The sequence below is a fragment of the Pseudotabrizicola algicola genome (genome assembly GCF_010915705.1).
Classification (GTDB): Bacteria; Pseudomonadota; Alphaproteobacteria; order Rhodobacterales; family Rhodobacteraceae; genus Pseudotabrizicola; species Pseudotabrizicola algicola.
On record NZ_JAAIKE010000001.1, the window covers coordinates 1,288,856 to 1,306,385 of the forward strand.

Annotated in this window: 19 protein-coding genes and 1 tRNA gene; 9 read left to right on the forward strand and 11 right to left on the reverse strand. The window is 63.5% G+C overall.

From position 1 onward, the window contains the following. Positions 1 to 2 precede the first annotated feature (2 nt). Complete coding sequence (locus G3572_RS06275; protein WP_164609762.1) at positions 3 to 419, forward strand: DNA cytosine methyltransferase; 417 nt, start codon at positions 3 to 5, stop codon at positions 417 to 419. 2 nt (positions 420 to 421) lie between these two features. On the opposite strand, the gene G3572_RS06280 is transcribed toward G3572_RS06275, so the two are convergent. The 6 genes from G3572_RS06280 to pdxH form a co-directional block, all read right to left on the reverse strand. Beyond that, the gene (locus G3572_RS06280) at positions 422 to 1,897 is read right to left on the reverse strand and encodes a protein adenylyltransferase SelO (RefSeq protein ID WP_164609763.1); all 1,476 of its coding nucleotides are present in this window, start codon (positions 1,895 to 1,897) and stop codon (positions 422 to 424) included. Between the two features lie 95 nt (positions 1,898 to 1,992). Next, complete coding sequence (locus G3572_RS06285; RefSeq protein ID WP_164609764.1) at positions 1,993 to 2,532, reverse strand: putative pterin-binding protein; 540 nt, start codon at positions 2,530 to 2,532, stop codon at positions 1,993 to 1,995. 460 nt (positions 2,533 to 2,992) lie between these two features. Next, a tRNA-Pro gene (locus tag G3572_RS06290) sits at positions 2,993 to 3,069 on the reverse strand. Positions 3,070 to 3,111: 42 nt separating this feature from the next. Beyond that, on the reverse strand, positions 3,112 to 3,606 hold the full coding sequence (locus G3572_RS06295; RefSeq protein ID WP_435530953.1) for a DUF192 domain-containing protein: 495 nt from the start codon (positions 3,604 to 3,606) through the stop codon (positions 3,112 to 3,114). Next, positions 3,576 to 4,109: a cold-shock protein gene (locus G3572_RS06300; protein WP_164609765.1), complete on the reverse strand. Its 534-nt coding sequence runs from the start codon at positions 4,107 to 4,109 to the stop codon at positions 3,576 to 3,578. Before G3572_RS06300 ends, G3572_RS06295 begins: the two co-directional genes overlap by 31 nt. A 114-nt stretch (positions 4,110 to 4,223) precedes the next feature. Continuing rightward, positions 4,224 to 4,826 (reverse strand): pyridoxamine 5'-phosphate oxidase, encoded by a 603-nt coding sequence (pdxH, locus tag G3572_RS06305; protein ID WP_205518517.1) that lies wholly within the window; start codon positions 4,824 to 4,826, stop codon positions 4,224 to 4,226. A gap of 110 nt (positions 4,827 to 4,936) precedes the next feature. Here pdxH and fabI point away from each other — a divergent pair, with 110 nt between their 5' ends. The 7 genes from fabI to G3572_RS06340 all read left to right on the forward strand — a co-directional run bounded on the left by fabI (position 4,937) and on the right by G3572_RS06340 (position 13,317). Further along, positions 4,937 to 5,758, forward strand: coding sequence for an enoyl-ACP reductase FabI (gene fabI / locus G3572_RS06310; protein ID WP_164609766.1), 822 nt, complete (start codon positions 4,937 to 4,939; stop codon positions 5,756 to 5,758). Then, positions 5,755 to 6,369, forward strand: a complete 615-nt coding sequence (locus G3572_RS06315; RefSeq protein WP_164609767.1) for a LysE family translocator — start codon at positions 5,755 to 5,757, stop codon at positions 6,367 to 6,369. The genes fabI and G3572_RS06315 overlap by 4 nt, the downstream gene beginning before the upstream one ends. A gap of 11 nt (positions 6,370 to 6,380) precedes the next feature. Continuing rightward, complete coding sequence (gpt, locus tag G3572_RS06320; protein WP_164609768.1) at positions 6,381 to 6,884, forward strand: xanthine phosphoribosyltransferase; 504 nt, start codon at positions 6,381 to 6,383, stop codon at positions 6,882 to 6,884. A gap of 84 nt (positions 6,885 to 6,968) precedes the next feature. Beyond that, complete coding sequence (locus G3572_RS06325) at positions 6,969 to 8,162, forward strand: aminotransferase (protein ID WP_164609769.1); 1,194 nt, start codon at positions 6,969 to 6,971, stop codon at positions 8,160 to 8,162. Between the two features lie 89 nt (positions 8,163 to 8,251). Beyond that, complete coding sequence (locus G3572_RS06330) at positions 8,252 to 10,120, forward strand: peptidylprolyl isomerase (RefSeq protein WP_164609771.1); 1,869 nt, start codon at positions 8,252 to 8,254, stop codon at positions 10,118 to 10,120. 44 nt (positions 10,121 to 10,164) lie between these two features. Beyond that, positions 10,165 to 11,673, forward strand: a complete 1,509-nt coding sequence (gene trpE, locus G3572_RS06335) for an anthranilate synthase component I (protein WP_164609773.1) — start codon at positions 10,165 to 10,167, stop codon at positions 11,671 to 11,673. A gap of 168 nt (positions 11,674 to 11,841) precedes the next feature. Next, a complete protein-coding gene (locus G3572_RS06340) occupies positions 11,842 to 13,317 on the forward strand; it encodes a DegQ family serine endoprotease (protein ID WP_435530954.1) in 1,476 nt (491 codons plus the stop codon). A gap of 74 nt (positions 13,318 to 13,391) precedes the next feature. Here the strand turns inward: G3572_RS06340 and G3572_RS06345 are convergent, their stop codons facing one another. Further along, positions 13,392 to 14,045 (reverse strand): HD domain-containing protein, encoded by a 654-nt coding sequence (locus G3572_RS06345; RefSeq protein WP_164609777.1) that lies wholly within the window; start codon positions 14,043 to 14,045, stop codon positions 13,392 to 13,394. Beyond that, positions 14,042 to 14,584, reverse strand: a complete 543-nt coding sequence (locus G3572_RS06350; protein ID WP_240335416.1) for a peptidoglycan-binding domain-containing protein — start codon at positions 14,582 to 14,584, stop codon at positions 14,042 to 14,044. The genes G3572_RS06345 and G3572_RS06350 overlap by 4 nt, the downstream gene beginning before the upstream one ends. 231 nt (positions 14,585 to 14,815) lie before the next feature. On the opposite strand from G3572_RS06350, the gene G3572_RS06355 reads away from it, so the two are divergent. After that, entirely contained in the window at positions 14,816 to 15,139 is a 324-nt protein-coding gene (locus G3572_RS06355; RefSeq protein WP_164609778.1) for a 2Fe-2S iron-sulfur cluster-binding protein, read from the forward strand. Positions 15,140 to 15,202: 63 nt separating this feature from the next. Here G3572_RS06355 and G3572_RS06360 read toward each other — a convergent pair whose 3' ends face one another. From G3572_RS06360 to hflK, 3 genes are read right to left on the reverse strand one after another with little or no spacing between them, the layout of a single operon-like run. Then, positions 15,203 to 15,397 (reverse strand): DUF2065 domain-containing protein, encoded by a 195-nt coding sequence (locus G3572_RS06360; protein WP_164609780.1) that lies wholly within the window; start codon positions 15,395 to 15,397, stop codon positions 15,203 to 15,205. Then, complete coding sequence (gene hflC, locus G3572_RS06365; RefSeq protein ID WP_435530955.1) at positions 15,394 to 16,314, reverse strand: protease modulator HflC; 921 nt, start codon at positions 16,312 to 16,314, stop codon at positions 15,394 to 15,396. Before hflC ends, G3572_RS06360 begins: the two co-directional genes overlap by 4 nt. Further along, positions 16,314 to 17,510 carry an FtsH protease activity modulator HflK gene (gene hflK / locus G3572_RS06370; RefSeq protein WP_164609782.1) on the reverse strand — a complete coding sequence of 399 codons (1,197 nt, stop codon included), beginning with the start codon at positions 17,508 to 17,510 and terminating at the stop codon, positions 16,314 to 16,316. The genes hflC and hflK overlap by 1 nt, the downstream gene beginning before the upstream one ends. Positions 17,511 to 17,530 lie beyond the last annotated feature (20 nt).

The following is a 17,530-nucleotide window of genomic DNA, read 5'->3' on the forward strand; positions in this document are numbered from 1 at the left end:
CGATGTCGGGCGATTTGCCGGAGTATTATTTCCGTATCCGTGAAAACGGGGCGGCCGTGTTCAGAGTTGATACCGAAAATCGCCAGCGCCGGATCGAGATGGAAGAAATCGCGGTCGCCAATGTGCGCAACGGCAACATAAAGCCGCATGGGGAGCGGAAGCTGACGCCAGAGGAAACCGCGCTGATCACCGACTGGATCGCGCGGCGCAGCGAGGTATTGGCGCAGCGCGACGTGGATGACATCCATCGCGCGGTGGACCATCTCAATCTGGTGACGCATTGGGCGCAGTCGCGGGCCAGCGAGGCGCAACTGGAAGAGGTCACCGACAGCCTGCTGCTGGCCATGCATGACCTGCGCACGGTTCTGGTGCGCAAAAAGGCCGAGCGCCTGATGAAAGAGCAACCCGAGGCCGAATAACCTCAGGTGCCGCAAAAGGTGACATAGTCGCCGAACCCGCTGGGGGCGGGCAAGGCATACGCCTCTCGCCCCGGGCGGTCGGTGAACGGGTCGGTCACCTCGGCGACAAGCGCCCTGAAGGGGGCCAGATCGCCCTGTTCTGCGGCCTGAAGCGCGGCCTCCACCATGTGATTGCGCGGGATGACAAGCGGGTTTGCCCGGCGCAGATGCGCGGGCGCGTCGCTGCGCAGACGTGCGCGCCAGAGCGGCAACCAGAGGTCGAGCCTCGCCGGATCGGCAAAGAGCGCGCGCAGAGGCGTGACATCACCCGCCGCCGCATCGGTCAAGCGGCGGAAGGCCAGCGTCCAGTCGGCCCCCTGCCCCTCCATCGCGGCGAGAAAGCCCTCGGCAAGATCGGTGTCGCCGCCGTCCTCCCCTTCAAGCGCCAGTTTGTTGCGCATCACCGCGAGCCATTCGGCGCGATAGCGCGCCTCCACCTGTGCCAGCCGTTCATTGAGCAAGATCACCGCCGCCTCGGCATTGCCCATCAAGGGCAGCAGACTTTCGGCGAGCTTGGCAAGGTTCCAGCCCAGAATCAGGGGCTGGTTCGCATAGGCATATCGTCCCTGATGGTCGATCGAGGAAAACACGGTGCCGGGGGCATAGGCCTCCATAAAGGCGCAGGGGCCATAATCGATCGTCTCTCCCGACAGGGCCACATTATCTGTGTTGAGCACACCATGCACAAAACCAAGGCCCATCCATGCCGCGACCAAGCGGGTTTGGCGGGTGGTGACGCGATCAAAAAACGCAAGCACGCGGTCATCCCGCCCCGTCAGGTCAGGATCATGCCGCGCGATGGCATAATCCACCACACGGGCCAGCGTCGCATGATCGCCCCGCGCGGCCCAGAACTGGAAGGTGCCCACCCGCAGGTGGCTGGCAGCGATACGGGCCACCACCGCACCGGGCAGGCGGCCCGCCTCGCGGCGCACGTCTTCACCCGTCAGCGCGACGGCAAGGCTGCGTGTGGTGGGCACCGAAAGGGCCGCCATCGCCTCTGAAATCACATACTCTCGCAGCATCGGCCCCAAGGCGGCCTTGCCATCGCCCCCGCGCGAAAACGGTGTGCGGCCAGACCCCTTCAGTTGCAGATCCCAGCGCCGCCCGTCGGGCGCGACATGCTCGCCGATCAGATGCGCCCGTCCGTCCCCGAGCTGCGGAGAAAAACCGCCGAACTGGTGTCCGGCATAGGCCAGCGCCACCGGAGCCGCCCCCTCGGGCAAGGCGCCGCCCGCAAACCACGCGGGATTTTGCGCCAGAACGGCGGCGTCGAGCCCCAACTCCGCCGCCAGAGCATCGTTGAGCACGATCAGCTTCGGGTCAGGTGCGGTGTCGGGCGCCTGCTCGACATAGGTTCCCGCCAAGTTGCGGTGCCATGTGTTGTCAAAGCGAAAGCCACCCGTGCGGGCCGCGGCGGAGGGTGAAAGGTCTGTCATGGTTCCTCGGCAATCTGCGCGACATGCTCGGCCCCGCCCCGCCAATATGGGGACTGCCCGCCCGAGGGCAAGCGCGCGGCGCAAGGGCTCAGGGCTCAGGGCAGAACCTCGATGGACGTCAACTGCCAGATCGAACGCGAATAGCTGACTTCGTTCTTGTAGGCGGGGTTGGTGTCATAGGGATAGATCATCCAGAGCGGACCCTTGTCGCGCGGAGACAGATCCTTGCCATCCATCCGGAAGGCCAGCAAAGGGCCGCCCGGCACAGCCTCGGACATTGGAAGTTCGACCGCATATTCGTTGAGGGCGACCAGACGCAGCACGGAGCCGCTGGCCCCCAGATGTTCCAGCAACGCCGCCAGTTCGACGCCCTCGAATGCGCTGGTGCCATCTGTCCAGATGGTGCTGGTATGGAGCGTGATCACCCCGAATGATTTCAGCAGCTCCCTATCCAAGGCTGCGCCCTGCGCACCGTTGGAATGTGCAATCTGTCCGTGCACGGTCAAAATGACATCACCGGCCGGGGCGGCAAGCGGCTCTGCCCGGGCCCCAGCGGTGGCTTGCAGGACTGCGACGACAGCCAAAGACAACGCCCAAGCCCGCCCAAGGCGCGCGCCGAGGTTCACAAGGTGCATGCGTGATCTCCTGTTTCCTGCGAAAGGGCATAGCCGATCAGAGGCCAGCAATCTTCTATCCAGACGCATAGGACGCGCTGGACCATATGTTTCATGACATAGTTATACGCCGCGCGACATCAGGTTTTTGTGACAAAGCGCGCAGGAGCCTTCCATGCCAAGTGAGGGGCGACGCCAGAATGACCGGGCAGCCCTTGTCCGGATCGCAGACCGCTTTCCCGTTTGGAATATGTCTGCTAACGAGATCAGAGAGGTAGCCCGTGATGAAATGCACAAGGCGCGGGGCAAGCTCTTGGCGATTGAGCCCAACTGTGTGGTGGTAAGTGGTATGAAAAGATTTCCGCCCGGCTGGTGGATCGTTCCCGCCTTCGTAGTCTGTGCCTTTGTCTGGGCAGCTTTGCTATGGTGGCTGCTTTAGGCAGCACATTGCAAAGCAGGACAAAGCCAAGATTCGTGGAAATGGTCGGGGCGGAGGGATTCGAACTCTCGACCTACGGTACCCAAAACCGTCGCGCTACCAGGCTGCGCTACGCCCCGACTGCGTGCGGTCTTAGCGAAAGCCGAACCGATTGGAAAGGGCTATTCCGCACAAGGCCATGCCGGATCGGTGATTGCAGGGTGCCGCAGTTCCGCGCCTTCGGGAATACCAAGGCGCGCCGCCAGCCCGCCGTTGATTTCCAACACGAATTTCACGCCCTCGCCCCCGTCGATCGTGGTCACGTCCTGCGGTTTGGCATTGGCATGCACCTTTGTCACCCGCCCTGCCGGGTCGGCAAAAATCATGTCAAGCGGGATAAGCGTGTTCTTCATCCAGAAGGTGGCACGGCGCGGAGAGTCGTAGACAAACAGCATCCCCGAGGACTGCGGCATGCTTTCGCGAAACATCAGCCCGCGGCTGCGTGTGGCCTCGGTATCGGCCACCTCGACAGAAAAGCGCGCCAGCCCGCCGGGCCAGCGCACCTCTACTTGATCGTCACGACAGGCGGCGGTCGCAGGCACGGCCCCCATAACAAAAATCAGACCGAGGGCCGCCAGAAGCCCATTCACCGTCCGCCGCGTGCTGCCGCTTCCCAAGATGCCACCTGTACCGCCATGCGCCCGCGCTTGCCTTCGATGATCCGCAGGCAAATCGCTTCTCCCGCTTGTAGATCGGCAAAGCCCGACATGCGCAACACTTCAACGTGAATGAACACGTCATCATTGTTGCCAAAGACATTCGCAAAACCGAACCCCTTTGACTTGTCGAACCACTTCACACGTGCCGGTTCCAGCGCAAGCGCTGCCACCTCTTCGGCGGTGATCAGATTGCCTTCGTCCGCCAGGGGCAAAATACCCCCTGCCGGAGCCTGCACCGACACCACTTCAACCGCTTGAACACCGCGCGGGCTTTGTTGCACGCGCACTGTTATCGTTGCACCATCGGCCACAGAATTCTGGCCGTAGTTCCTCAAAACATTGGCATGTAGCAAAATATCGCTCTCGGCCTCATCGGAAACGATGAAACCGAACCCTTTGGCCGGGTCAAACCATTTCACGTGGCCATGCACAATACGCATGGCCTTTTCTTCTTCAGTCATAATAGAGCCGTTCCCCAGATTGACCCCAAGCGCCGACATGACGCTATTCGGGGACGGGATTCAAGAGCATTTCCATCAGGATTGAATACACCCTTGCACCGCAAAGGGCAACAATCAGGGGTTGAGTCGCTGGATTCCCCACGAGTCCAGCGGTGTCTCACGCGTCCACCTGAAACGGTCATGAAGCCTGAAGGCCCCGTCCGCCCAAAACTCTATCTCAACCGGCCGGAGACGAAAACCTCCCCAAAAGGGTGGGCGGGGAGGGTGGGCCCCTTTGGTCACAGTGACCTTTGCAACTTCCGCCATGAGATACTCACGGCTTGACAAGGGTTCGGACTGCTTGCTCGCCCATGCCCCGAGCCGCGATTTCAGGCTGCGGCTGGCGTAATATTCATCCGCCTGCGGCCCTTCTTCCCGCTCGGTCATGCCGCGCACCCGGATCTGGCGGCGCAGCGACTTCCAGTGCAGCACAAAGGCCGCCTTGCCCGCACCCTCAATCTCCTGCGCCTTTTTGGATCCGTAATTTGTATAGAAAACAAAGGCATCTGCCTCGATTTCCTTGAGCAGCACCATACGCACATTCGGCAGACCCTGTGCGTCGACCGTGGCAAGCGCAATCGCGTTGGGATCATTGATCTCGCTCGCCTCGGCCTCGGCCATCCAGCTGCGCGCAATGGCAAACGGGTCATCGCCCGCAAATATTCCGCCTCGGTCCATGATCGCTGTCCTTTGTTCTGGGCGAACCACCCGTCAGCCTCTGGCTTGAACGGGAATTGCCTTTCGCCTACACGTCAATCTCAACGCGAGAAATGTGCGAGGGACAACAGATGTCAACAGGGCTTATGGCGGGCAAGCGCGGGCTGATCATGGGACTAGCCAATGACAAGTCCATTGCTTGGGGCATTGCCAAAACCCTTGCCGATCACGGGGCAGAACTTGCCTTTTCCTATCAGGGCGAGGCGCTGAAGAAGCGGGTCGAACCCTTGGCGGCCTCTTTGGGCGATGTGCGGCTCTTCGAATGCGATGTCGCAAGCGAAGAAAGCATGGATGCGCTGTTTTCCTGGCTGGAGTCGGAATGGGGCACCATCGACTTCGTGGTCCATGCCATCGGCTTTTCCGACAAGAACGAACTGCGCGGCCGCTATGTCGAAACATCGCGTGCCAATTTCCTGATGTCGATGGATATCTCCGTCTATTCCTTCACCGCGGTCTGCGCACGCGCGGCCAAACTCATGCCCAAGGGCGGCAGCCTGCTGACGCTGACCTATTACGGCGCCGAAAAGGTCATGCCGCATTACAACGTCATGGGCCTGTGCAAGGCCGCGCTCGAGGCATCGGTGAAATACATTGCCGAAGACCTCGGCAAGGACGGCATCCGCGTCAACGCCATCTCGGCGGGGCCGATCAAGACGCTTGCCGCCAGCGGCATCGGCGATTTCCGCTACATCATGAAGTGGAACGAGTTGAACTCGCCCCTGCGCCGCAACGTGACGCAGGAAGAAGTGGGCAAGGCCGCGCTCTACCTGCTCTCCGATCTCGGTTCTGGCACGACGGGCGAGAACCTGCACGTCGATGCAGGCTACCATGTGGTCGGCATGAAGGCGGTCGATGCGCCCGATATCGACGTGGTGACGGGGCGCAAAGAGTGACACTCGCAGCGCTCGCGACCGTCTGGTTCGTGCATCTGCTCGCAGCGGCCAGTCCGGGGCCTGCAATCCTGATGGCCGCACGCACCGGTGTCACCCAAGGCTTTGTCACTGGCATGTGGTTGTCGGTGGGCATCGGTCTGGGCGCGCTGTTCTGGGCGGTGGCGGCGCTCTTCGGGATGGCCACGCTGTTCCTGCTCGCCCCCTCGCTGCTCTGGGGGTTCAAGATTGCGGGCGGCCTGTTCCTGTGCTGGATCGCTTTCCAGATGTGGCGTCACGCGCCCGAGCCTCTCAGGATGACTGCTGACAACGAAGCCCCCCAAGGCCGGTTTTCGGCGCTGCGGCTCGGGCTGCTGACGCAATTGTCGAATCCCAAACCGGCGGTGTTTTTCGGCGCGGTCTTCGTCAACACCATCCCCGCCGGAACCAGCCTGCCCTGGATCGTTCTGATCCTCGGGCTGGTGTTTGTGAACGAGTTGGCCTGCACCATCGCGGTCGCACGCGCCTTCAGCCTCGAACACCCGCGCCGCTTCTACCAGCGGTTCAAAACCGTGATCGACCGCAGTTTTGGCGGTCTTCTTGCCCTGCTCGGCGCCAAGATCGCCGCAACCTGAAGGAGCCTGCCATGAACGACCGCCTGCCACATGAAAAAGGCTTTCACGTCAGCTGGGACCAGATCCACCGCGACGCCCGCGCCTTGGCATGGCGTCTCGATGGAAAGGGCCCCGACAACGGCGCGTGGCGCGCGGTCGTCGGCATCACCCGTGGCGGTTTGGTCCCCGCAATGATCGTCAGCCGCGAGCTTGACATCCGCGTGGTCGACACGATCAGCGTCAAATCCTACAGCCACCAGTCGCAAACCGAGGCGCGCGTCATCAAATCGCCGCAAGCCGAACTGATGGGCGATGGCACCGGCATCCTGATCGTCGACGATCTGGTCGACAGCGGCAAGACGCTGGAACTCGTGCGCAAGCTCTACCCCAACGCGCATTTCGCCACCGTCTATGCCAAACCCTCGGGCCGTCCGCAGGTGGATACCTATATCACCGAAGTCAGCCAGGACACCTGGATCTTCTTCCCGTGGGATATGGCCCTGCAATACGTCCAGCCCTATCGCGGCACCGACTGAGCCCCCATTTTCTGTCTTCAAATATCCCACGGGGGTCCGGGGGTGTGAACCCCCCGGTCCTGCCGCCAGCCAGAGGTGCGCCCGATGACACTCCCGCTCAACCCTGCGATGGCCGCCACCGACGCCCCCCCCGTGATGGAGGCCCGGCGCTGGCTTACGGGCGTGGCCTTTCCGCCAAACCGGCCGCTGATCAACGTCAGCCAGGCCGCTCCGGTGGAGCCGCCGCCGCTTGCGCTGCGACAGGCGATTGCCGATGCCGCGCTGAGCGATGATGCCGCCCATCTTTACGGCCCCGTGCTGGGTCTGCCTGCGCTGCGCACCGAGATTGCTGACCAATGGTCACGCGCCTATGGCGGCGAGATTGCGGCGGATCAGGTTGCGATCACCCAGGGCTGCAACCAGGCCTTCACGGCAGTGATGTCGACCCTTGCCGGCGCGGGGGATGAGGTGATCCTGCCCACACCTTGGTACTTCAATCACAAGATGTGGCTCGACATGCAGGCGGTGCGGACCGTTCCGCTGGATACCGGCGCGACCCTGATCCCGGATGCCGAGGCCGCGCGCGCGCTGATCACCCCGAGAACCCGCGCCATCATACTGGTTTCCCCCAACAATCCGGGCGGGGTGGAATACCCTGCCGAGACTCTGGCAGCCTTTCGGGACCTGTGCCGCAGCCACGGGCTTTCGCTGATCGTGGATGAAACTTACCGCGATTTCGACAGCCGCCATGACGGGCAGACGGGCGGTCGCCCGCATGATCTGTTCCGCGATCCGGATTGGGCAGAGACGCTTGTCCATCTTTACAGCTTCTCGAAGGCTTACCGTCTGACGGGCCACAGGGTCGGCGCGATCGTCGCCAGTTCTGCCCGTCTGGCGGAGGTCGAGAAATTCCTTGATACGGTCGCGATCTGCCCCGGCCAGCTGGGCCAGATCGCCGCCCTTTGGGGCATGCGCAACCTTGGTGACTGGGTGGCGGGCGAGCGCCGCGAAATCCTGTCGCGCCGGAAGGCCATGGTCGACGGGTTCGCCAAGCTCGACGGCTGGCAGCTTCTGGGCTGCGGAGCCTATTTTGCCTATGTCGAACACCCGTTCCCGCTTGCCTCGGATGCGCTTTGCAAACGGCTGGTGACCGAGGCATCACTTTTGATGTTGCCGGGCACCATGTTCCAGCCTGCGGGATCGGAGGCGGGCAAGCGCCAGATACGCATCGCCTTTGCCAATGTCGATGTGGCGGGGATTGATGCGCTGTTTGACCGGCTGAAGGCCTTTCGGCCCTGATGCGCCGCCCGCCTTGGTGTCGCGCGCCTCTTGTTCCCCCATGCCTTAGCGCATAGACAGTCGCAAAGCAGGTTCCAAAGGGTCGGATCATGGCAAAAGACAGCGAAGACACCCCGCGCAAAAAGGGCAAGGGCAACCAGATTGTGGTCTGGGTGCTGATGGCCATGCTTGTCGTGGGTCTGGGCGGTTTTGGCGTGACCAACTTTGGCGGCGGGCTGACCAGCATCGGCCGCGTAGGCGATCGCGAGATCGACACCAACACCTATGCACGCGCCCTGCAGCAAGAGCTTTCGGCGCTTTCCGCCCAGTTTGGCCGCAACATTCCTCTGTCGCAGGCGCAGAGCCTTGGCATCGACCGGCAGGTGCTGCAGACGCTTGTCGCACAGACCGCGCTGGACAATGAAGCCGCGCGCGTCCGGCTCTCGGTGGGCGATGCCGTGGTCGCGCAGACCATCACCAATTCGCCTGCGTTCCAGGGCACGGCAGGCCGGTTTGACCGCGACACCTACCGCTTTACGCTCAGCCGCAACAATCTGACGGAAAGCGCCTATGAAGCAACGCTGCGGGCCGATCTGGCGCGCCAGTTGCTGACAGGCGCAGTCGCAGGCGGCTTTGTCGCCCCCGCCCCTCTGACCGATACGCTGTATGACTGGGTGGGCGAGCGTCGCGGGTTTTCCTTGCTGCGCCTGACCGAAGAGGACCTTGCCGCCCCGCTGCCAGAGCCGGGCGAAGAGGCTCTGACCGCCTTTTACGAGGCCAATCTGGACCGGTTCACCGCGCCCGAGGCCAAGCGCATCCGTTACGCCGCGCTTTTGCCCGATGCGATTGCGGCGGATCAACCGGTGGATGAAGCCACCTTGCGCCGCATGTATGACGCCCGCATCGCCGATTTCGTGCAGCCGGAACGCCGTCTGGTCGAACGCTTGGTCTACCCTTCTGCCGAAGCTGCGGCCGAGGCGATGGCCCGCATCGAGGCAGGCGAGGCTTTCGAGACGCTGGTGGCCGAACGGGGTCTGGACCTTGAGGACATCGACCTTGGCGATGTCTCGCGCGAGGAACTGGGCGCCGCCGCAGACGCCGTCTTTGCCTTGGAAGAGCCCGGCGTTGTCGGTCCCTTCGACAGCACGCTCGGCCCTGCCCTGTTCCGGATGAACGCCATTCTGGCGGCGCAGGAGATCGACTTCGATGCAGCGCGTCCCGACCTCGCCATCGAGATTCAGGCCGATGCGGCCCGCCGCGTGATCGCGGGGCGGGTCGAGGCGATTGACGACATGCTTGCCGGTGGCTCGACTTTGGAGGAAGTGGCCGCCGAACAGGGCATGACGATCGACACCGTCGATTATGTCGCCGCGCAAAGCGCCCCCGAGGGGATCGCGGCCTATCCGGCCTTCCGCACCGCCGCCGATAACCTTGCCGAAGGGGATTTCCCGCAGGCCGTTTTGTTGGCGGATGGCGGTGTGGTGGCGATGGAATTCGTCGAGGTCGTGCCTGCCGCCCCCATCCCGTTTGAAACCGTGCGCGACGATGTTCTTGCCGCCTACACCGCCGATGCAACCGCAAAAGCCCTGGCCGAACGCGCCGTCGAGGTGAAGGCCGCTGTCGAGGCGGGGGCCTCGCTCGGGGCTTATGGCATTGTGCAGCGCACCGCCAATATCGCCCGCGAAGGCTTTGTCGAGGACGCCCCTCCCGCGCTGATGCAGGCGGTTTTTGCCATGTCCCCCGGTGATTTGCGGGTGATCGAGGGGCCGGAGTTCATCGGTGTGGTGCGGCTGGACGAGATTCGGCCCGCCGCGCAGGAAGGCGAGGACGTGGCGGCGATCAAGGCGTCGATTGCGGCGCAGGTCGAACAGGCGCTTGCACAGGATGCCTTGCAACTGTTCTCGAGCGCCCTGACCGAAGAGGCGGGCATCTATCTTGACCAATCCGCCATCAACGCAGTTCACGCCCAATTCAACTGACCCGTCCCCTGCCCTTTGCCACCCCAGACCGAAGGCCCTGACCGATGATCCTTTCCCCCGGCTTTGAAGAGTTCGAGCGTAACTGGAGCGCGGGAAAGAACCAGTTGGTCTGGGTTCGTCTGGCGGCCGATCTGGATACGCCTGTCAGCCTGATGCTCAAACTGGGCGAGGCGCGGCCCGATACCTTCATGCTGGAATCGGTCACCGGCGGCGAGGTGCGGGGGCGTTATTCCATCGTCGGGATGAAACCCGATCTGATCTGGCGCTGCCATGGCGCGGAGTCGCAGATCAACCGCGAGGCACGTTATGACGCGGGCGCCTTCCATCCGCTGGAGGGGCATCCGTTGGAAACGCTGCGCGCGCTGATTGCCGAATGTGCCATCGACATGCCCGAGGGGCTGCCTGCGGTGGCGGCGGGGCTATTCGGCTATCTGGGCTATGACATGATCCGGCTGGTCGAACACCTGCCCAACGTGAATCCCGACCCGCTGGGCCTGCCGGATGCGGTGCTGATGCGCCCCACCGTCATCGCGGTTCTTGACGGGGTCAAGGGAGAGGTGACGCTCGTCTCGCCCGCATGGGCCAGCAGCGGCCTGTCGGCCCGCGCCGCCTATGCACAGGCAGCCGAACGGGTGATGGACGCGTTGCGCGATCTGGACCGCGCGCCGCCCGCTCAGCGCGATCTGGGCGAGGCAGCACCTGTGGGCGAGGCCGTATCCAACTTCACGCACGAGGGCTACAAGCAGGCGGTCGAGAAGGCCAAGGATTACATCCGCGCGGGCGATATCTTTCAGGTCGTGCCGAGCCAGAGATGGGCGCAGCGGTTCGAACTGCCGCCTTTTGCCCTCTATCGGTCATTGCGGCGCACCAACCCGTCGCCCTTCCTGTTCTTTTTCAACTTCGGTGGCTTTCAGGTCGTCGGGGCCAGCCCCGAAATCCTCGTCCGGCTGCGCGATGGCGAGGTGACGATCCGTCCCATCGCAGGCACCCGCAAGCGCGGCGAAACACCGGAAGAAGACAAGGCGCTGGAGCTTGATCTGCTGGCGGACAAGAAGGAACTGGCCGAGCATCTGATGCTGCTGGATCTGGGCCGCAACGATGTGGGCCGCGTCGCGAAGGTCGGGACCGTGCATCCGACCGAGAAGTTCACGATCGAGCGCTACAGCCACGTCATGCACATCGTCAGCAACGTGGTCGGCCAGATCAAGGATGGGGAAGACGCGCTGTCGGCCCTGCTGGCCGGATTGCCCGCGGGGACCGTTTCGGGCGCACCCAAGGTTCGGGCGATGGAAATCATCGACGAGCTGGAGCCGGAAAAGCGCGGCGTCTATGGCGGCGGCGTCGGATACTTTGCGGCGAATGGCGAGATGGATTTCTGTATCGCCCTGCGCACGGCGGTGCTGAAGGACGAGACGCTCTATGTGCAGGCGGGCGGCGGCGTGGTCTTTGACAGCGACCCCGAGGCCGAGTTCCAGGAGACCGTGAACAAATCCCGTGCATTGCGCCGTGCCGCCGAGGATGCGGGTCTCTTTGCGCGGCAGGGCAATCGCTGAACGCGCAGCGCCGCAGGGAACACGGCTTTATCACAAGGCTTTGAGGGATCGTAACAGGGTTTGCATTGCGCTCGGCAACGCTTACCTGATGATATGCTACAGCTGCTGGCGACCCGGCGCGGATGTTCGCGCCACGGGCCTGCCGTCCAAACGAAGAGGAGTTCGGGAGTGCAGTCCAAAGCCACCACTTATTCTGCCCATCCGGGTTTTGGTGCGCGCAGTCGCGCCACACTGATGGCACTGGGTCTTGGCCTAGCTCTGGCCTTGGGTCAGGCGCAGGGGGCCTTTGCCCGCGCGCCAGACAGCTTTGCCGATCTGGCGCAACAGATCAGCCCGTCGGTGGTCAACATCACCACTTCGGCCGTGGTTTCAGGGCCGACATCCGGCGGCCCCATCGTGCCGGAAGGCAGCCCGTTCGAGGATTTCTTCCGCGATTTCATGGACCGCAACAACCGGGGTGGCGAAAGCGCGCCGCGCCGGTCCGAGGCGCTTGGCTCGGGCTTTGTGATCTCGGAGGACGGCTATATCGTCACCAACAACCACGTCATCGAAAATGCCGACGAGATCGAGATCGAGTTCTTTTCCGGCACCCGCCTGAAGGCCAAGCTGGTCGGCACCGACCCCAAGACCGACATCGCCCTGCTGAAGGTCGAAAGCGCGACTCCCCTGCCCTACGTCACCTTCGGCAATTCGGACCTGAGCCGTGTGGGCGATTGGGTGGTTGCCATGGGCAACCCGCTGGGTCAGGGCTTTTCCGTCAGCGCGGGCATCGTTTCGGCCCGCAACCGCGCGCTGTCGGGCACATATGATGACTACATCCAGACCGACGCAGCGATCAACCGCGGCAACTCTGGCGGGCCGCTGTTCAACATGGACGGTCAGGTGATCGGGGTGAACACCGCCATTCTGTCACCCAACGGCGGCTCGATCGGGATTGGTTTCTCGATGGCATCCAATGTGGTGACCAAAGTCGTCGACCAGTTGAAAGAGTTCGGGGAAACCCGTCGCGGCTGGCTGGGCGTGCGTATTCAGGACGTGACCCCCGATGTGGCTGAAGCGATGGGTCTGAGCGAGGCGGCGGGCGCGCTGGTGACGGATGTGCCGGACGGGCCTGCGAAGGATTCGGGCATTGTGGCGGGTGATGTCATCACCCAGTTCGCGGGACAGCCCGTGCGCGACACCCGTGATCTGACTCGCCGCGTCGCCGACAGCCCGGTGGGCGAAGCGGTTCCGGTGATCGTGCAGCGTGATGGCAAGACCGAAACGCTGCAGGTCACGCTTGGCCGCCGTGAAGAGGCCGAAGCCGCCGAAGTGCGCCCCGCTGCCGCCACCCCGGCAGAGCCGCAAGAGGCCGAAATCCTCGGGATGACCCTGTCACCCGTCACAGATGCGCTGAAACAGTCGCTCGGCCTGCCTGCCGATGCCGAAGGTCTGGTTGTCGGAACCGTAGACCCGACCTCGGAAGCCTTTGCCAAGGGCCTGCGCGAGGGGGATGTCATCACCGAGGCCGGGCAACAAAAGGTGGTGCGGATCAAGGACCTTGAAGATCGCATCACCGAGGCAACCGATGCAGGGCGCAAATCCATTCTGTTGCTGGTGCGCCGTGCCGGGGATCCGCGCTTTGTGGCGCTTGGCATCGAATGACGGTCTGACCGTTTCAATCAGAAACAGCAAATGCGCGGCAGCAGTGCCGCGCGTTTTTTTTCATGCCCGAACCTTCAGAAAAACGTCGCCGCGCCGCCGATCTCGCGCAAAAGACGCGAGCGAAAACTCGCCATCCATTCGGCGCGCTCTGCCGCCATCGCGCGGCCGGTCGGGGTTTGCATGGTCTGGGCGATGCGGAACAGCTTCACCTCCAGATGATCCAGGGCATAGGCCCTGTCGTCGAGCGGGCGGCCTTGCGCCAGCGGGTCCTCGGGGTGCCAAAGCGCGCCCCCCAGCGCCCCCGCCACGGCAAACATGCGGGCAAGACCGATCGCCCCGAGCGCCTCCAACCTGTCAGCATCTTGCAACACGCGGGCTTCTGCACTTTGCGGGGGAATGCCGGCAGAAAAACTGTGCGCGGCAATCGCATGCGTCACCAGCGCGATGCGCGTGGCAGGCCAGCCCTGCGCCCTGAGCCAATCGGCTGCGGCCTTGGCTGACAGCGCTGAGGCCTCGCTCCGGTTCGGCGCGTCCTTGGGCAGATTGACCGCGTCATGGAAGATCACCGCCATCTGCAACGCCTCGCGGTCAAGCTGCGGCTCATCCTGCATGATCTGCTGGCAGTTGGCCCAAACCCGGTCGATATGCCCCAGATCATGGGCGGCATCGGGGCAGCCTGCCCAAAGCCGGATCAGTTCGGCCCGTGCGGCCTGTGCAATATCCGTCATCTCTTCTTAAGGTCCACGGTGACAAGCCCGAGTTCGCGCGCCGCGGTCAGCGACAGGCGGTCGCTTTCAAGGCCGCGCTCGGCCTGAAAACGGCGCAGGGCAGAGCGGGTGGGAAAATCCATCTCTCCGGTCAAAGGCAGCACATAAAAGCCCCGCGCCTTCAGCGCACGTTGCAGGCTGGCGATGAAATCCACCGTCATCTCTTGCGGACAGGGGCTGCGGAACCAGATCTCCTCGCGCTCCTGCACGATCTTTTGCCGGATTTCCGAACGGAACACCGCCGGAGACAGGACGGTGCCATCGGGACCACGCCGGGCATCCGAAACCATGACTTGTTCGGTCACCGTCTCGATCACCATGGGCGTCACATCAGAGGCCCAACATTCCCCCTCCGCGCTCTTCGGAGGACCGGGAACCGTCAACCGGACCAGATCGGCAGACAGATCAGCGCGGCCCGGCGCTTCGGGCACGGCCGTGCTTTGGCAGGCGACAAGGAAAATCGCTGCCCCGAACAGGGTCAAAGACGCGCTGCGCATCATTCGAAGATCATATCCTGCCTGCGCCGGTTTGCCCGGCTTACGCAGGGCAAGCTAGCACAGCCGCGCCACCCGGCCTAGCGCCACGGCCCAGTTCGGCCGTTTGCGTTGCAAGGCGGCAACCAGCCCGACGCCGCTGGCCCCGATTGCGCCCGCGATCCTCTGGCAAAGGAGGCGAAACTGGCCTATGTCCAAGCAACGGCGGCAGCTTACGAAAAGGGATACAGACAGACGATGGCCAAGATCAAGTATGTGGAATTCGGCGGCAAAGAGCATATCGTGGACGTCGCCAATGGCCTGACCGTCATGGAAGGCGCACGTGACAACGGGATTCCGGGGATCGAGGCCGACTGCGGCGGCGCTTGCGCCTGCTCGACCTGCCATGTCTATGTGGCGCCGGAATGGGTCGGCAAACTGCCCAAGAAAGATAGCATGGAAGAAGATATGCTTGATTTCGCCTATCAGCCCGACCCTGCCCGCTCGCGCCTGACCTGCCAGATCAAGGTCACTGACGCGCTGGACGGGCTTGTGGTTCACATGCCGGAAAAGCAGATCTGACCCGGCCCTCGGGCGGGATGGCCGGGCGACGCTGCCCGGCCGACAGGCGTTCCCAAGGCACGGCTAAAACCCCACCCAGCGCACCAGCGCGACAAGTGTTGCCCCCACGGCAACAGAGACCAGCCCGATCAATCGTCGCGTCTCGACGGGCAGGCGTGCCATCATCGCAAGCACTTGCTCTACACGCGAAGGGGCCAGTGCAAGCACCAGCCCCTCGGCAATAGCGACCAGCCCGAAGGCCAGGATGACCCAGATCACGGTGCAGGCGTCGGAGACGCAGGCACGGCAGGCGCAGCGCCCGGACGGTCGGCCGGGGCGATATCGCTGCGCAGATAGGTGAAGAACTCGCTATCCGGCTGCATGACGATCGACGAGCTGCCCGATTGCAACGCACGCTCGTACGAGGTGAGCGAGCGGGTAAAGGCAAAGAACTCGGGGTCGCGGCCAAAGGCCTCGGCATAGATGCTGTTCCGCTCGGCGTCGGCCTCGCCTCGCGCAACCTCGGCCATACGGCGCGCTTCCGAGGTCAGTTCCACCACGGTCCGGTCTGCGGTTGCCCGCACCCGCTGCGCGGCTTCGCCACCACGGGCGATTTCATCGGCAGCCTCGCGTTCCCGCTCGGCCCGCATCCGCGCAAAGGTGGCGGCAAGGTTCTGCTCGGGCAGGTCGGTGCGCGTCAGGCGCACGTCAATCACCTCGATACCCAGCGCACCGGATTCGGCCCGCGCACGGTCGCGGATCTGGTTCATCAGGGCGGTCCGGTCTTCGGACAGGACACGGTTCGATGGCACGGAACCCAGCACCTCACGGATGGCGGCGTTCAGGATACGGTCGAGGCGGGTTTGCGCCGCATCGACACCGCCCACGCCCACCGCTTCGCGGAACTCCACCAGATTGGTGATCCGCCAGCGGGCAAAGGCATCGACCACAAGGCGGCGATCATCCAGCGGCGTGACTTCCAGCGGCTGCGTCGGCAGACCCAGGATGCGGCCGTCATATTTCACGACCTCCTGGATCAGCGGAATCTTGAAGCCCAGACCGGGGGATTCCTTGACCTGTTTGACCTGACCGAATTGCAGGACCAGCGCCTTTTCACGCTCGTCCACGATGAACAGCGATGAGAGGACAGCGGCGCCCAGCACCACGACAACGGGAAGAAGAAGTTGTGCTTTCATCAGTTGTTCCCCCCGGTGGACGCTGCCGCCGCAGGCGCGGCCGCAGTCGTTTGCCGACCCAGTTCATTCAGCGGCAGGAATGGCACAACACCCTGCCCACCGCCTTCGCCACCTTGCACGCCGTCAAGAATGACCTTGTTCATATTGCCAAGCACGCGTTCCATGGTTTCCAGATACATCCGGCGGCGCGTGACTTCCGGCGCTTTGACATATTCTTCGTAGACCGACAGGAAGCGGCTGGCTTCACCGGCCGCGTCATTGACGACCTGCGCGCGATAGGCTTCCGCCTCCTCGACGATCCGTGCCGCTTCACCGCGCGCGCCCGCCGTCACCCGGTTGGCATAGGCATCCGCCTCTTTCTCGAGCCGGTCGCGTTCCTGCTGGGCAGCCTGCACCGCGCGGAAGGCGTCAATCACCTCACGCGGGGGGTCTGCCTTTTCGAAGTTGACCCGGATCACGTTCAGTCCGGCGTTGTAGCTGTCCAGCGTGCCCTGCACCGCAGCACGCAGGTCTGCGGCAATCGCACCCCGGTCACGGTTGAGGATGGGTGCGAGTTCCGACCGCGCGATGATGTCGCGCATCGCGGACTCCGAAACCGCCCGGATCGTATCTGCCGGATCGGCGAGGTTGAAAAGATAGGCGGCGGGGTCATTGATGTTCCAGACCACCTGAAAGCCGATATCCACGATGTTCTGGTCGCGGGTCAGCATCAACCCGCCATCTTCCCCCGTGCGCCCCACGCCGATATCGGTGGTGCGTTCGTTGGTGACCTGGATGATCTCGGCCGTCACAAGAGGCCAAGGCGCAAAGTTCAGACCCGGATTGCCGATGGCCGAAAATTCACCGAGGAACAATTCGACCGACCGCTCTTCCGGTCGCACCGTGTAGAAAGACATCATCCCCCACAGCGCGACAGCCGCAAGCGCGCCCAAGGCAACGCCCTGCTTGGTGATGCGCGGTGAGGAAGGCCCGCGCCCGCCACCACCACCACCGCCGTTCAGACCGCCCTTGCCACGGCCTCCCATCAGCACGCGCAGTTGCTCTTGCCCTTTCTTGACGATTTCATCGATCTCGGGGATCTGGGGGCCGCCGTTTGCGGGCCGTTGGCCTGCTGGTCTGCGATCATCATCGCGCCCGTTGCCCCGATCATCTCCACCCGAGCCGCCACCGCCGCCCCAGGGACCTCCACTTGCCATCCGTTGAAACCCTTCTTTTT